At 62.9% G+C, this 14,179-nt stretch carries 12 protein-coding genes; 7 read left to right on the forward strand and 5 right to left on the reverse strand.

The window, feature by feature from the left end; genetic code table 11:
• The first annotated feature begins 205 nt into the window (after positions 1 to 205).
• Genes F1735_RS24225 through F1735_RS24250 form a run of 6 tightly spaced genes read left to right on the forward strand, consistent with a single transcriptional unit; the run spans position 206 to position 7,944 of the window.
• Positions 206 to 3,928: a nitrate reductase subunit alpha gene (locus F1735_RS24225; RefSeq protein ID WP_167239307.1), complete on the forward strand. Its 3,723-nt coding sequence runs from the start codon at positions 206 to 208 to the stop codon at positions 3,926 to 3,928.
• On the forward strand, positions 3,925 to 5,481 hold the full coding sequence (gene narH / locus F1735_RS24230) for a nitrate reductase subunit beta (RefSeq protein ID WP_167239308.1): 1,557 nt from the start codon (positions 3,925 to 3,927) through the stop codon (positions 5,479 to 5,481). The genes F1735_RS24225 and narH overlap by 4 nt, the downstream gene beginning before the upstream one ends.
• Positions 5,481 to 6,143, forward strand: a complete 663-nt coding sequence (gene narJ / locus F1735_RS24235) for a nitrate reductase molybdenum cofactor assembly chaperone (RefSeq protein ID WP_167239309.1) — start codon at positions 5,481 to 5,483, stop codon at positions 6,141 to 6,143. Before narH ends, narJ begins: the two co-directional genes overlap by 1 nt.
• Before the next feature lie 10 nt (positions 6,144 to 6,153).
• Positions 6,154 to 6,837, forward strand: a complete 684-nt coding sequence (gene narI, locus F1735_RS24240; protein ID WP_167239310.1) for a respiratory nitrate reductase subunit gamma — start codon at positions 6,154 to 6,156, stop codon at positions 6,835 to 6,837.
• Positions 6,838 to 6,851: 14 nt separating this feature from the next.
• Positions 6,852 to 7,598 (forward strand): peptidylprolyl isomerase, encoded by a 747-nt coding sequence (locus F1735_RS24245; RefSeq protein WP_167239311.1) that lies wholly within the window; start codon positions 6,852 to 6,854, stop codon positions 7,596 to 7,598.
• A 58-nt stretch (positions 7,599 to 7,656) separates the two neighbouring features.
• A complete protein-coding gene (locus F1735_RS24250; RefSeq protein ID WP_167239312.1) occupies positions 7,657 to 7,944 on the forward strand; it encodes a hypothetical protein in 288 nt (95 codons plus the stop codon).
• A 33-nt stretch (positions 7,945 to 7,977) separates the two neighbouring features.
• On the opposite strand, the gene F1735_RS24255 is transcribed toward F1735_RS24250, so the two are convergent.
• From F1735_RS24255 to F1735_RS24275, 5 genes are all read right to left on the reverse strand, one after another.
• Positions 7,978 to 8,808 carry a hypothetical protein gene (locus tag F1735_RS24255; RefSeq protein ID WP_167239313.1) on the reverse strand — a complete coding sequence of 277 codons (831 nt, stop codon included), beginning with the start codon at positions 8,806 to 8,808 and terminating at the stop codon, positions 7,978 to 7,980.
• A 20-nt stretch (positions 8,809 to 8,828) separates the two neighbouring features.
• Positions 8,829 to 9,488, reverse strand: a complete 660-nt coding sequence (locus F1735_RS24260; RefSeq protein ID WP_167239314.1) for a suppressor of fused domain protein — start codon at positions 9,486 to 9,488, stop codon at positions 8,829 to 8,831.
• Between the two features lie 89 nt (positions 9,489 to 9,577).
• Positions 9,578 to 9,994 (reverse strand): hypothetical protein, encoded by a 417-nt coding sequence (locus F1735_RS24265; protein WP_167239315.1) that lies wholly within the window; start codon positions 9,992 to 9,994, stop codon positions 9,578 to 9,580.
• A gap of 2 nt (positions 9,995 to 9,996) precedes the next feature.
• Positions 9,997 to 10,305 (reverse strand): hypothetical protein, encoded by a 309-nt coding sequence (locus F1735_RS24270; RefSeq protein ID WP_167239316.1) that lies wholly within the window; start codon positions 10,303 to 10,305, stop codon positions 9,997 to 9,999.
• 40 nt (positions 10,306 to 10,345) lie between these two features.
• The gene (locus F1735_RS24275; RefSeq protein WP_167239317.1) at positions 10,346 to 12,700 is read right to left on the reverse strand and encodes a DUF6531 domain-containing protein; all 2,355 of its coding nucleotides are present in this window, start codon (positions 12,698 to 12,700) and stop codon (positions 10,346 to 10,348) included.
• Between the two features lie 416 nt (positions 12,701 to 13,116).
• Here F1735_RS24275 and F1735_RS24280 point away from each other — a divergent pair.
• A partial coding sequence (locus F1735_RS24280) for a contractile injection system protein, VgrG/Pvc8 family (RefSeq protein ID WP_267876690.1) occupies positions 13,117 to 14,179 on the forward strand: 1,063 nt, incomplete at its 3' end.

Here is a 14,179-nt window from a genome sequence, read left to right on the forward strand (position 1 = left end):
TTTCCTTCAACGTCGATGTCAGATACCGCATGTATACCGTATCCATCCGGCACCCTCCATAGCCACAAAGGACTAGGTCGCCTACTCCTTGTCGCCGCGCCCAATCACCTTCTTGCCAATATGCACCATGACTGCCGCTGCGTAGACTGGGCTCAATCGGGTAGCGCCCTGTTGACGGCGCCCCTCTCATCCAAGCGGAGGCAGCATGAGTCATTTTCTGGATCGTCTGAAGTTCTTCAATCGCCCCAAGGAGACGTTTTCCAACGGCCACGGCGCCGTGGTCCACGAGGACCGTACCTGGGAAAACGCTTATCGCCAGCGCTGGCAGCACGATAAGATCGTGCGTTCGACGCACGGCGTCAATTGCACCGGTTCGTGCAGCTGGAAGGTGTATGTCAAGAATGGCCTGATCACCTGGGAAACCCAGCAGACCGACTACCCGCGCACCCGGCCCGACCTGCCCAACCACGAGCCGCGCGGCTGCCCGCGCGGCGCCAGCTATTCCTGGTACGTGTATTCGGCCCAGCGCGTCAAGTACCCGATGGTGCGCGGCCGCCTGATGCAGATGTGGCGCGAAGCGCGCCTGAGCATGGACCCGATCGCCGCCTGGGCCTGGATCAGCCAGGACCCGGAACGGGCCAAGTCGTACAAGTCGATCCGCGGCCTGGGCGGTTTCGTGCGCGCCAAGTGGGATGACGTCAATGAAATGATTGCCGCCGCCAATGCCTTCACCATCAAGAAATACGGCCCGGACCGCATCGTCGGCTTTTCGCCGATTCCCGCCATGTCGATGGTCAGCTACGCCGCCGGCACGCGCTACCTGTCGCTCATCGGCGGCGTGGCCCTGAGTTTCTACGACTGGTATTGCGACTTGCCGCCAGCCAGCCCGCAGGTGTGGGGCGAACAGACCGACGTGCCGGAATCGGCCGACTGGTACAACTCCACCTTCCTGATGGTGTGGGGCTCGAACGTGCCGATGACGCGCACGCCGGACGCCCACTTCTACACGGAAGTGCGCTACAAGGGCACGAAAACGGTGGCCGTTTCGTCCGATTTCGGCGAAATGGCCAAGTTCGGCGATATCTGGCTCGCTCCCAAGCAAGGCACTGACGCCGCGCTGGCGCTGGCCATGGGTCACGTGGTCCTGAAAGAATTCCACGCCAACGGCGGCTCGGACTATTTCCGTGGCTACGCCAAGCAGTACACCGACTTCCCGATGCTGGTCATGCTCAAGGAAACCAATGGCGCGCTGGTGCCGGATTACTTCCTGCGCGCATCGCACCTGGCCAATAACCTGGACGAAACCAATAATCCCGACTGGAAAACCCTGGTCATCGACGAAGCCACCGGCAACATCTGCGCGCCGGCCGGCACCATCGGTTTCCGCTGGGGCGAGTCGGGCCGCTGGAACCTGGAACAGAAAGAGGGCACCAGCGGCAAGGCGATCGATCCGCTGCTGTCCCTGATCGGCTGCCGCGATGCGGTCGAGGAAGTCGGCTTTGCCTACTTCGGCGGCAAGGATGCCAGCGACATGCTGATGCGCCGCGTGCCGGTCAAGAAAGTGCGGCTGGCCGACGGCACGACCGCGCTGGTGACCACCGTGTTCGACCTGACCCTGGCCAACTATGGCATCGACCGTGGCCTTGGTGGCGGCAACGTTGCCACCAGCTATGACGACGACGTGCCGTACACGCCGGCCTGGCAAGTCAAGCACACCGGCGTGAAAGCGGCGGACGTGATCACGGTGGCCCGCCAGTTCGCCGAGAACGCCGACCAGACCCAGGGCAAGAGCATGGTCATCGTCGGCGCCGCACTGAATCACTGGTACCACATGGACATGACGTATCGCGGCATCATCAATCTGTTGATGATGTGCGGCTGCATCGGCAAGTCGGGCGGCGGCTGGGCGCACTACGTGGGCCAGGAAAAGCTGCGTCCGCAAACCGGCTGGACCCCGCTCGCCTTCGCGCAGGACTGGAACCGGCCGATGCGCCAGATGAACGGCACCTCGTTCTTCTACGCCCACACCAGCCAGTGGCGCCATGAAAAGCTGCACACGAGCGAGATTTCCTCGCCATCGGCAGGGGATGACGTCGAACCGATGGCGCTGATCGACTACAACGCCAAGGCCGAGCGCATGGGCTGGCTGCCATCGGCGCCGCAACTGGAAACCAATCCGCTGGAAGTCACCCGCGCGGCCCAGGCCGCCGGCATGGAACCGGCCGCGTATGCGGTCGAGCAGATCAAGGCCGGCAAGCTGAACTTTTCGTGCGACGATCCGGACAATCCGGCCAACTTCCCGCGCAATATGTTTGTGTGGCGCTCGAATATCCTGGGCAGCTCGGGCAAGGGCCACGAGTATTTCCTCAAGTACTTGCTGGGCACCCAGAACGCGCTGATGAGCGACGAAACGCACTGCGTCAAGCCGCGCGACGTGAAAATCCGTCCCGCCGCCGAAGGCAAGCTGGACTTGGTGGTGGTGCTGGACTTCCGCATGTCCACCACCTGCCTGTATGGCGACATCGTGCTGCCGACCGCCACCTGGTATGAAAAGGACGACCTGAACACCTCGGACATGCACCCCTTCATCCACCCGCTGTCGGAAGCCGTGCAACCGCTGTGGCAGTCGAAATCGGATTGGGAAATCTACAAGGGCATCGCCGAAAAATTCGCGGAAATCGGAGGCGAATACCTGGGCACCCAGCAAGACCTGGTGCTGACCCCGCTGATGCACGATACCCCGGGCGAACTGGGCCAACCGTTCGATCCGAAAGATTGGCGCGCCGGCGAGTGCGAGCCGATTCCGGGCAAGACCATGCCGAACCTGACCGTGGTGACGCGCGATTACAAGGATGTGTTCAAGAAATTCACCTCGATCGGCCCGCTGCTGGAAAAACTGGGCAATGGCGGCAAGGGCATCGGCTGGAAGACCGGGCACGAAGTCGATGTGCTGCGCGGCATCAACCGCACGGTGCTGGAAGAGGGCGTCTCGCAAGGGCAGCCACGGCTTGATACCGCCATCGACGCGGCCGAAATGATCTTGTCGCTGGCGCCGGAAACCAACGGCCACGTGGCGGTCAAGGCCTGGGCGGCGCTGTCGACCATGACCGGACGCGACCACACGCACCTGGCGCTGCCGCGCGAGCACGACACGATCCGCTTCCGCGATGTGCAGGCGCAGCCGCGCAAGATCATCTCGTCGCCGACCTGGTCGGGGCTGGAGTCGGAAGAAGTGAGCTACACGGCCGGCTATACCAATGTGCATGAACTGATTCCATGGCGCACCCTGACCGGCCGCCAGCAGTTCTACCAGGATCACCGCTGGATGCGCGATTTTGGCGAGGGGCTGTGCGTGTACAAGCCGGCCATCGACACCAAGACCACGGCGGCGATGTTGGGCGCGGCGCCGAACGGCAACAAGGAAATCGCGCTGAACTTCCTGACGCCGCACCAGAAATGGGGCATCCACTCCACGTATTCGGACAACCTGCGCATGCTGACCTTGTCGCGCGGCGGGCCGCACGTATGGATGTCGGAAATCGATGCGAAGGATGCCGGGATTGTCGACAACGACTGGATCGAAGTGTTCAACGTCAACGGCACCCTGACGGCGCGTGCGGTGGTCAGCCAGCGCATTCCCGAAGGGATGACCTTGATGTACCACGCCCAGGAAAAGATCATCAACACGCCGGGCGCGGAATTGTCGGGCAAGCGCGGCGGCATCCACAACTCGGTCACGCGCACCGTGACCAAGCCGACCCACATGATCGGCGGTTATGCACAGTTGTCGTGGGGCTTCAATTACTACGGCACGGTGGGCTCGAACCGCGATGAGTTTGTGCTGGTACGCAAGATGGACAAAGTGGAGTGGCTGGAAGGCCCCCTGGTGGAAGAAACGAGTGGAGCAAACAAGGGAGCACACGTATGAAGATCAGAGCGCAAATCGGCATGGTGTTGAACCTGGACAAGTGCATTGGCTGTCACACGTGTTCGGTCACCTGCAAGAACGTCTGGACCAGCCGCGACGGCGTCGAATACGCCTGGTTCAACAATGTCGAAACGAAACCCGGCATCGGTTACCCGAAGGAATGGGAAAACCAGGATAAATGGAATGGCGGCTGGAAACGCACAGCCGCCGGCAAGATCGAACCGCGCCAGGGCGGGCGGCTGAAAATCCTCGCCAATATTTTCGCCAATCCGAACCTGCCGGCCATCGACGAGTATTACGAGCCGTTCACCTACGACTACGAGCGCCTGCAAAACGCGCCGCTGTCGGAAACGCCGCCGACGGCGCGTCCGATCTCGGTGTTGAGCGGCAAGAAGATGGACAAGATCGAATGGGGTCCGAACTGGGAAGACGACCTGGGCGGGGAGTTCGCCGCCCGCAGCAAGGACAAGCTGTTCGACAACATGCAGAAGGAGATGTACGGCACCTTCGAAAACACCTTCATGATGTACCTGCCGCGCCTGTGCGAGCACTGCCTGAACCCGACCTGCGTGGCGTCTTGCCCGTCGGGCTCGGTGTACAAGCGCGAAGACGACGGCATCGTGCTGATCGACCAGGATAAATGCCGCGGCTGGCGCATGTGCATTTCGGGCTGCCCGTACAAGAAGATTTACTACAACTGGTCGTCCGGCAAGGCCGAGAAATGCACCTTCTGCTATCCGCGCATTGAAGCGGGCCAGCCGACCGTGTGTTCGGAAACCTGCGTCGGGCGCATCCGCTACCTGGGCGTGCTGCTGTACGACGCCGACAAGATCGAAGCGGCAGCCTCGGTGCCGGACGAGCGCGACCTGTACCAGGCGCAGCTGGGCCTGTTCCTCGACCCGCACGACCCGGCCATCATCGAGGAAGCGCGGCGCCAGGGCATTCCCGACTCGTGGCTGGAGTCGGCCAAGAAGTCGCCGGTCTACAAGATGGCGGTCGACTGGAAAGTGGCCTTCCCGCTGCATCCGGAATACCGGACCTTGCCGATGGTGTGGTACATCCCGCCGCTGTCGCCGATCCAGGCTGCGGCCGAGTCCGGCAAGCTGGGGATGAACGGCATTTTGCCCGATACCAACAGCCTGCGCATTCCGGTGCAATACCTGGCCAATCTGCTGACCGCCGGCGACCAGCCGCCCGTGATCCGCGCGCTCGACCGCATGCTGGCCATGCGCGCCTACATGCGCAGCAAGACCGTGGACAAGGTCGAGAACCTGGCCGTGCTGGAACAGGTCGGCTTGAGCCGCGCGATGGTCGAGGACATGTACCACATCATGGCGATCGCCAATTACGAAGACCGCTTCGTGATTCCGAGCAGTCACAAGGAAATGGCGGAAGACAGCTTCAACGAAAAAGGTTCGTGCGGCTTCAGCTTCGGAAACGGCTGTTCGGACGGCGTGACGGAAACCAGCCTGTTCGGCAAGAAAAAGCAGGGCTCGGCCATCTTCATGGCGATGCCGAAGTCGCGCAAAAAGAAAGACATCCAGGAGGCATGATGAAAACCAATCAACATTATCAGGTGTTGTCCAACCTGTTGCTGTATCCGGAAGCGGAGCTGATCGCCGAGTTGCCTTTCCTGGCCAATGCGATGGCGCATTCGCCGGCCCTGCATGCGCCCTTGCTGCCGCTGTTCGCCTACCTGAGCGACGGCGCCCTGATCGACCTGCAGCAAAACTATGTGATGACGTTCGACCGCAATCCCTCGCATTCGCTGCATCTGTTCGAGCATATTCATGGCGAATCGCGCGACCGCGGCCAGGCCATGGTCGACCTGATGGAAGAATACAAGGGGCACGGCTTGTTCATGACGGGCGACGACTTGCCCGATTTTGTGCCGCTGTTCCTCGAATTCCTGTCGCAGCAGAGCACCGAGGAGGCCGCGCGCCTGTTGTCGGACGCGGTACACGTGCTGGCGCACATCGGTCGCAAACTGGCCGCCAACGGCAGCCCGTACGCCGGCGTGTTTGCCGTGCTGGAACATTTGAGCCCGGTGGCGGCCGAGGAACTGACCGAGCCGCCGGTGCGCGACATGGACGAGGCGCTGGAAACCTTCGGTCCGGGCATGGACGGGGTCGAACCCTTGCTCAAACCGGGGGCGCCCGGCACGCATACGATCAATTTCTATCCCCGCACGGCGCGCGCCGCGGCCGGCGCGTAAAGGAGCCATCATGGACTATCTGCATCAATTTCTGTTTGGGATTTATCCCTATATCGCGCTGGCGATCTTCTTGCTCGGCAGCCTGATCCGTTTCGACCGCGAGCAATATACGTGGAAGTCGGAATCGACCCAGGTGCTGCATCAGGGCAGCTTGCGGTATGGGAGCATCCTGTTCCATATCGGCATCATCGGCCTGTTCTTCGGCCATATGGCGGGCTTGCTGACCCCGGTGTGGGTGTGGGACACGCTCGGTGTCAGCCACGGCCTCAAGCAACTGGTGGCGATGGTGGCCGGCGGCGTGATGGGGCTGCTGTGCCTGGTTGGCATCGTGCTGCTGCTGGCACGGCGCTTCGGCAATGACCGACTGCGCAAGGCCACCACCTTCAAGGACAAGATCGTACTGCTGTGGATACTGGCCACCTTGCTGCTGGGACTGTCGTCGATCTACGTGTCGGCCAGCCATATGGACGGGCACACGATGGTGCTGCTGATGAACTGGGCGCAACATATCGTGACTTTCCGCGCCGATGCGGCCGCGTTCATCATCGATGCGCCGCTGCTGTTCAAGCTGCATCTGTTCATGGGCATGTCGCTGTTCGTCATCTTCCCGTTCACCCGCCTGGTGCATGTGTGGAGCGGCTTCGGCGCGCTGACCTATCTTGGCCGCGCTTACCAGCTCGTGCGTAGTCGTTAATCGGGAGAATGATCATGGGTATTTCTGTCAATGGCGTGGAGATCGACGATGTGGCGATCGAGCGCGAGTTGCCGCTTCACCAGGAGGCGGGCAATCCGCTCAAGGAAGCGGTGCATGAACTGGTGCTGCGCACCTTGCTGCTGCAACAGGCTGATGAACTGGGAATGAGCGGGGGCGACGATGACGCCCGCATCGAGGCGCTGCTGGCGCTGCAGGTCAAGGTGCCGAAAGCCGACGAAGCGGCCTGCATGACGTGGTATCGCAACAATGCCCAGCGTTATACCAGCGGCGAGATGGTCGAGGCGCGCCATATCCTGTTCCAGGTGACGTCTGGCGCGCCGCTGGAGTTGCTGCGCGCCACTGGCGAAGCGGTGCTGGAAGCGTTGCAGGCCCACCCGGACCGCTTCGGCGAGCTGGCCGGGCAGTATTCGAATTGCAGTTCCGGCAAGGTGGGCGGCAGCCTCGGGCAGCTGTCGCGCGGGCAAAGCGTGCCGGAGTTCGAGGAACTGGTGTTCCGGCTGGGCGAGGGCGAGCTGGCCGGGCGCTTGCTCGAAACGCGCTTCGGCCTGCATATCGTGCAGGTGCTGCGGCGGGTGGCGGGGCGCTTGTTGCCGTTCGACGCGGTGAAAAGCGAGATCGCGGCGTATCTCGACCGCCAGTCGAGCCAGCGCGCCACGCATCAGTACCTGCATATTTTGGTGGGACAGGCGCGGATCGGGGGCATGAGCATGGAAGGGGCCGATAGTCCGCTGGTCCAGTAACGCCGCGCCTTGCCTGGCCTGCGGCGGGATTCGTCGCGATTGCGGGCGGCGTACCCGCGTGCCAAGCTGCGCGGCCGTCCTCAATTTCCTGCACAAGTTCGCCAGCCCGTTGGTGGTGCTGGCCGAGCACAGCAAGGCGGTGTCGCTGTTGTATCCCTTTACGGCCAAAGGCGAGCTTCATTTCTATCGCGGCCATCCCGCCCTGCGCGCCGTGCCCGCGCATTCCCGCGCAATTGCGTCACTTCTCCATGCACATCCACAATGGCTGGACCTTCCTGTCCGCCAATTCAATGGGGCCATTGCCGGTCGAAGACTGGGCTTTCTTGTCCGACGACAGATTCGATAATATGTGCGCCGGTAATGGCGGCACCCCTGGAGGCTAGCCGGCGGCGCTTGCGTGGCGAACGCCGGACTTGTCGATGCGGCACAGCCATCTGGCGCTCGGGGCCCACAGCGGCGGGGTGACTACCGGTTCCGCGTGCCCGTTGGCGACGAGAAAGCCCGGATGGCCTTGCTCGTTGATATCCTCATCAAAGATGGCGACCGGCATGCCGCGATAGAAGCCGTGCAGAGCACCGGCGGAGTCGGTTTCCTGGTCCCGGTGCGACAGTACGACGAGGTTGTAATCGACCATCTCGGCGCAATCGACGCGGATGCGGGGAGAAAGGTGTTCCGGCAGGGGCAGGGGGCTCGCTGGCGGGCGGCCAGGCAGGCGCAGGTCGGCCGCGCTGGCAAAGGTGATTGCGCCTCCCGCGTAGGCATCGCTGTTGCGACCTTCCACGTGAAAGCACACCTCGCACTGGATCACAAGCTGTCCTGTCGCAAGCGACTTGTAGGTGGCGAAATCCTCGTGCCGGCATCGGGGACAACACTGCTCGATATGTAGCGTGACCAGGCGTTCCATTGTTTCGCTCAGAAGCCCCGCGATGGCGTTCAGGTCGCCCCAGACGTCGTGCCCCAGGATGCACTTCTTGAAATGGCGGAACTCGGCATCGCGCATCGTCGATTGCGCCACCGGGTAGTCGGCCGCCTGCATGCTGAAGTAGCGCACGAAACGCAAGTAGGCAAATGGCCCGCTGCTGAATTGCGGGCGGTATTTCCTGAACCCGGCGACGAGGGTCTTGAAAATGGCTTCCGGCGCGGCGTCATCGTCGAGCCGCAGCAACTGATTGCGCAGATCGTGCCATTGGTGTTTCATCAGCTTGCGCATCGATCAGCCTTGCCGGCGTGCTATACGTAGGGACGTCGCACGGGATTGAACACGTGCGGGTGGGCGTGATCATCGAGCAGGTCGAGAAATTCGCCCAGGCCTTCCTCGCTGTTACGGACCAGGGCATATTCGCTGTCCGAGATCAGGTGTACGCACAGCGTTCCGATGGCGTATCCGTCATGGTCGATATGCTCGAACAGTTCGCGGTCGGTACGGATAATCGGCGGCAGGAACAGGAAGGTCTTGAACGCACAGCCTTCCAGCGGCGACATCGGCATCGGCACGGTGTGACCCTGGCCGAACCAGGTGTGGTCCATTTCCGGCAGCTTTGCCAGCCAGCGCAAGGTGGTGAAATAGGCGGGATTGAGGTCCGGTACGTTCCATACCAGCTCCGCAGCGAGGGTGTCGGCGACGTCGGTATCGAGCGGGCCGGTCATCAGCCGGTCGCTCATGCCCGAGGTGACCAGCACATAGCCTTGCTGGTCGGCGGCATCGACCTCGCATTCCTCGACAAAGTTACGGCCGAAGGCGTAGATGTTGATACGCAGGGTGGGATCGTCGTCCAGGTCCATGTGATCGGGTTCGCCCAATTCGCTGGCCATGGCGCGCAGGCGCATGGAGGCCAGGGTATCGTCATTGGCTTCGGCAACGCCGTACAGGATGTCTGATTTCTCGGCCATGGATCGCTTTTCTGAAAATGGAGATAGGTGGACTATACAACGCGGGCGCGGAAACGTCGATGCCGGCCTGGCGCACGCGCTGCCGGCAGTCAGGCGAGGTTCCAGTCCGCAGGTAAATCCGCATCGCACATCGCACACACGAACACGCCCTCCTTGATCACATTCAGGGCATGGCAATCCGTGCATTTCCAGAGCAGGAAATTGACGTGGAAGCCGGCGGGAGCCACCAGGCCGGCCTTGCGGATGGCGTCGGCCACCTGCGGCCATGACTGGGGCTCGGGGCAGTAGCCGGTGGACTGGTTTGTGACGGCGTGAACGCGCGCCTGGTCTTTGTCGACCTGAAAAGTCATTTTGCCGGCCGATTGCACCGGGCGGCCACCGGCGCAGGCCACATGTTCGCTGCAACGATCCGCGATGCGCAGTGTGCTGTTTTCATCGACGATGAAGGTGGCAATGCAGGTGAGATCGATTTCCCAGGGCCTGGCGATCGGGAAGCGCCACAGCACGCCTACGCGGATCGTAATCCTGCCCCGGAAAAATCGGACCCCTGTCCATTTTCGCCGGCAAGCAGGGCGCGATGCAGATCGAGGCCTGCAAAAGACGCGCCGGCCAGGGAATCGGCCGCGATGCGCGCATCGCATCCTGTTTCACACCGAACGATGATCATAAAGCCTCTTGCACGTTGATGGAGGACTGAATCGATGGCCTCGATCACCTCGCGTGCGGAATCCCGGTTTCCCCGCATCAGTTCCCCATACAATACCCACAGTCCTTGCCACGGGCACCTGGCAATTTCAATGGCGGCGATGGATAACATTGGTTCTCTCAACATGGTCCTGCGGGGAAGGCTTTACTTATCATTCGTCCAGCTGCGGCTGCACCGCCGGCAGGATGCGCCCGATCACGTCATGCCAATCGCTCAGGCGCGCATTGCGCTTGACGTCCATCCCCAGCACATTGCCGGTCTGGTCGTACTGGTCGTTGCGCTCCGTCGCAGGCAGGGCGCCTTCGCCCGTCACGATCTGGCCCGCCACCTGCGAGAGCATCGGCCCCATCGCATCGTGATGGAAGGTGTTGGCCAGCGCGCCCTGGATGCGGCGCTTGGGGCGCGCCTGGCGGATGTGGTCGATGGCGCCGGCCTGGCGCAGCGGTGCGGATGCGTCGGACAGCTTGTCGAGCAGCGGCCTGTCCGGCGGCACGCTCCGGGTCCTGTTGCCCAGCGCGTCGTACTGGTGATGCAAGACCCGCGTTTCGCCGCCGCTTTCGCGCTGCTCGCTCACCAGTTGCCCCAACGCGTCGTATTCCAGCGCCACGATGGCGTCGGCGCTGATGGCTTGCGTCATCCGGCCCAGGTCGTCATAGGTGAAGCGCTGGCGCGACTGTTCGGCGTTTGCGTTGCCGGCCACGCGTGTGATGAACATGTCGATGACTTGCCCGGCGCTGTTGCGCATATAACTGGTATCGGTGCGCACGCCGTTGTCGAGTTCTTCCTTCGCTGCCAGCAGTCCGCTGTCGCTGTAAAGGTAGCGGGTCAGGCGGGCGTCGAAGCCGGTCTCTTCAACCATGCGGTCGAGCGCGTCGTACACGAAGAGTTGGGCGTCGCCATTCTCCTTGATCAGTCCGGCCAGGCGGCGGGCCCCGTCATAACGGTACTCGAGCACGCCGCCGCGCGCATCGATGCGCTTGAGCCGCTTGCCATCCACATCGAGCACATAGCCGGTGCGGTTGCCGGCGGCGTCGGTGTGCGCCAGCAGGCGGCCCAGGGCATCGTATTCGTAAGCGTCGGTGGCGCCGTCGGGGTGCGCGGTCGTGGTCAGGCGTCCGGCCGCGTCGTAGGTGTAGGACGTGGCGTTGCCCTGCGCATCGGTCCAGCGCACCAGCTTGCCGTCGACGTCGTAGCTGAAGTGACTGGTGTTGCCCGAGCAATCGGTATGGCTGACCGGCTGGCCCGCGCGGTTGTAGGCCAGCAGTTGGACGCCACCGGCGGCGTCGGTCACCTTGACAGGCAAGCCGTGCTCGTTGTATTCACAGGCGGCGCGGTTGCCGAGCGCGTCCGTTACACTGAGCAGGTTGCCGCGCTCGTCGTAGCGCAGCGCTGTGATGGCGCCGAGCGCATCGGTGATCAGGGCCGGTTTGTCGACCTTGGCGTCGTACACGATGCCGGTCCCTTTGCCGTTGCTTTCCACCCGCATCAGGCGGCTGCGCCGGTCGTAGCGGTAGATGGTGCTCGGTCCGCCTGGCGCGACGATGCCGACCACATTGCCGTGGGTGTCGAGGTGGCGCACGGTTTCGCCGCCGAGCGCGTCGACCGTGCCGGTGAAGCGGTGCTTTTTGTCGAAGCGGAAAAGCTCCTCGCGCCCAAGGTGGTCGTAGACCAGGGTTTCGCCGTTCAGGTAGCGGAAATTCCACGACATGCCGTTGTTGGCCCAGTTGCGCGTGACCTTGCCGGTCCACTCGTATTCGTCGTACTCGTAGCGCGACACCAGAGCGCCGGGCTGCGCGTGTTCGATCATGATATGGTTCATGTAGGCGAACTGGCGCGTGACGTGGCCGGCGCGGTCGATCACCTGGAACAGGTTGCCGAGTTCATCGTACCTGTATTGCATCACCAACTCGGTGGTCGGCTCCTCATAGTCGACCGCGTCGCGCTGCACGCTGATGCTGCCCAGTCGTAGCTCGCCGCGATGGGCGATGTAGTCCATGATGAACACGCGCCCGGCGCTGTCGTGTACCGTCTCGGGCAGTTGACGGGCGTTCCAGGTGATGCTGATCCGGTTGTCGTTGGCGTCGACCATGCCGACCAGCACGGCGCTGTCGTAGGCCCTCGGCAGCATGGCAAACTGCTTGCGCAGGCCGTGGACGTCGGTCAGCTCGTAGCTGCGCTCGCCGGTGCGTTCCAGGGTGATCTTTTCCGTCAGCGAATACAGGGCCTCGCCCGCGCGCGGCAGTGCGAAAGTGATGTCGCGCTGGAATGGATCGAGGATAATGAGCTGGCCATCGCTGATGTGCAGCGACTCCGACAGCGGCGTGCTCCAGCCCTGGCCGAGCAGGCCGGTCTTGCGCTGGCCGGAACTGTAGATGCGCTGCCAGCGCAGGGGCAGGGCGGCCGGCAGGGCGAAGTCGAGATCGATCTCGCCGGCCAGCAGCTTGCAGCCTGTAATCGGGTTGACCGGATAGCCTCGCACCAGCCGCAGCGCAGGGTCGACAGGCATTGCGGCAGCGGCGATCGGGCCAGGCGAAGCGGCCGCTTGATGCGACACATGGCGCAGGCGCTTGTCGCTCGCGCGTGGTCGTTGGTCGCTCGCCGATGGTTCTCGCCGTTGCATCTTGCGTACCATGTCGTTGAAGTTTGTCCAGCTATTTGGAGCGAGATTAGTTGTCATGCAAGAAGAGTTTCGGCTCGTGGATGTCGATCGACCGCAAAAAATGTCTAATATCTAATGATTAATTTCTTTGTGATAGTATACACACTTTCCAAAACGATAACCTTCATTTTCTTGCACTGGCTGGCGCGACAGGGCCGGCGGATGCGCAAGCGAAGAGGGCGGGCGAGGGCGGCGCTACGGCGCGAGAGCCTGGCCGCGCCGGGGTAATCGATCCACTTTTTGTACTTGCGGGAGCAGCAGCGATGTCATTTCAACCCTTAGATAGCAAGACCGGCCGCATTGACGCCACCGATGATGGCCTCAAACCACACACGACCGTTGCCACCACGCCGCCGGCGCCGGCGCCATCGGTGACGGGCCTGGCGCTTGGCGCTGCCGGCCTGGCCGGCGTCGACGGCAAGAAGATCGCTGTCGCCGGCGCCGCCATCGAAGCGGCATCGGCCCTGCAGGGTGGCGGCGGCATTGGCAGCCTTGCCAGCGCGGGCGCGGCCCTGGCGGCGCAGGCCAACCCGAACGTCGCCAAGGCGATGCAGGTCGCCGGCCAGGCGCAAGCGCTGTTAAGCCAGGCGGACGATATCGCCGGCAAGATTCCGCACATGCCGTTCGTGCCTGACGCGCGCGGCCTGGGAGACACGATTTCCGGCAAGATGCCGCACATGCCCTTCGTGCCGGGCGCGCCCGCCGTGGGCGAGGATATGTCGCAGTATCTGAACCTGTCGATCGCCGAGCACCCGCTGGCCGGGCAGGCGGCCATGGACTTCAGCGTACCAGTTGAGAGCTTCACGCCGGCGGCGATTGATCCGGTGGCGCTGTCCGCCCCCGGGGCCGGTGCTGGTGGCGGCGGCGGGGGCGGCGGGGGCGGAGGCGGAGGCGCCGCCGACTATGTCGACACCACGCGCCTGCTGCGCTTTTACTCGCCCATCAAAGGCTTGCTGATCGAGTCGATGAGCGGCACCACGACGATTTCGGACCAGTACATCTTTAACCTGAGCCTGATCTCGAAAGATGGCGCCATCGAGCTCAAGACCCTGATGGGCAAGAACGTCAGCGTCGGCGTGCTGATGGCCGATGGCAGCGAAAGCTACATCAACGGCTACGTCAACTCGTTCGGCTTCAGCCATTCGGATGGCGGCTTCGCCTTTTACCATGCCGAAATCGTGCCGTGGCTGACCTACCTGAAGCGCCGCGTCAACTCGCGCATCTTCCAGGACCTGAACGTGCTCGGCGTGCTCGACAAGATCTACAAGGGCGACCACGGCGGCCTGGCCACCTACGAGTTCCGCACCAGCAAAAGCTATCCGCCGG

It is taken from the genome of Massilia genomosp. 1 (assembly GCF_011682185.1).
Taxonomy (GTDB): Bacteria; Pseudomonadota; Gammaproteobacteria; order Burkholderiales; family Burkholderiaceae_D; genus Telluria_A; species Telluria_A rubra.

Excerpts from the sequence above, each read along its gene's own strand:
- F1735_RS24225 (WP_167239307.1), top strand. The coding sequence starts at position 206 with ATGAGTCATTTTCTGGATCGTCTGAAGTTCTTCAATCGCCCCAAGGAG.
- narH (WP_167239308.1), top strand. The coding sequence starts at position 3,925 with ATGAAGATCAGAGCGCAAATCGGCATGGTGTTGAACCTGGACAAGTGC.
- narJ (WP_167239309.1), top strand. The coding sequence starts at position 5,481 with ATGAAAACCAATCAACATTATCAGGTGTTGTCCAACCTGTTGCTGTAT.
- narI (WP_167239310.1), top strand. The coding sequence starts at position 6,154 with ATGGACTATCTGCATCAATTTCTGTTTGGGATTTATCCCTATATCGCG.
- F1735_RS24245 (WP_167239311.1), top strand. The coding sequence starts at position 6,852 with ATGGGTATTTCTGTCAATGGCGTGGAGATCGACGATGTGGCGATCGAG.
- F1735_RS24255 (WP_167239313.1), bottom strand. The coding sequence starts at position 8,808 with ATGCGCAAGCTGATGAAACACCAATGGCACGATCTGCGCAATCAGTTG.
- F1735_RS24260 (WP_167239314.1), bottom strand. The coding sequence starts at position 9,488 with ATGGCCGAGAAATCAGACATCCTGTACGGCGTTGCCGAAGCCAATGAC.
- F1735_RS24270 (WP_167239316.1), bottom strand. The coding sequence starts at position 10,305 with ATGTTATCCATCGCCGCCATTGAAATTGCCAGGTGCCCGTGGCAAGGA.
- F1735_RS24275 (WP_167239317.1), bottom strand. The coding sequence starts at position 12,700 with ATGCCTGTCGACCCTGCGCTGCGGCTGGTGCGAGGCTATCCGGTCAAC.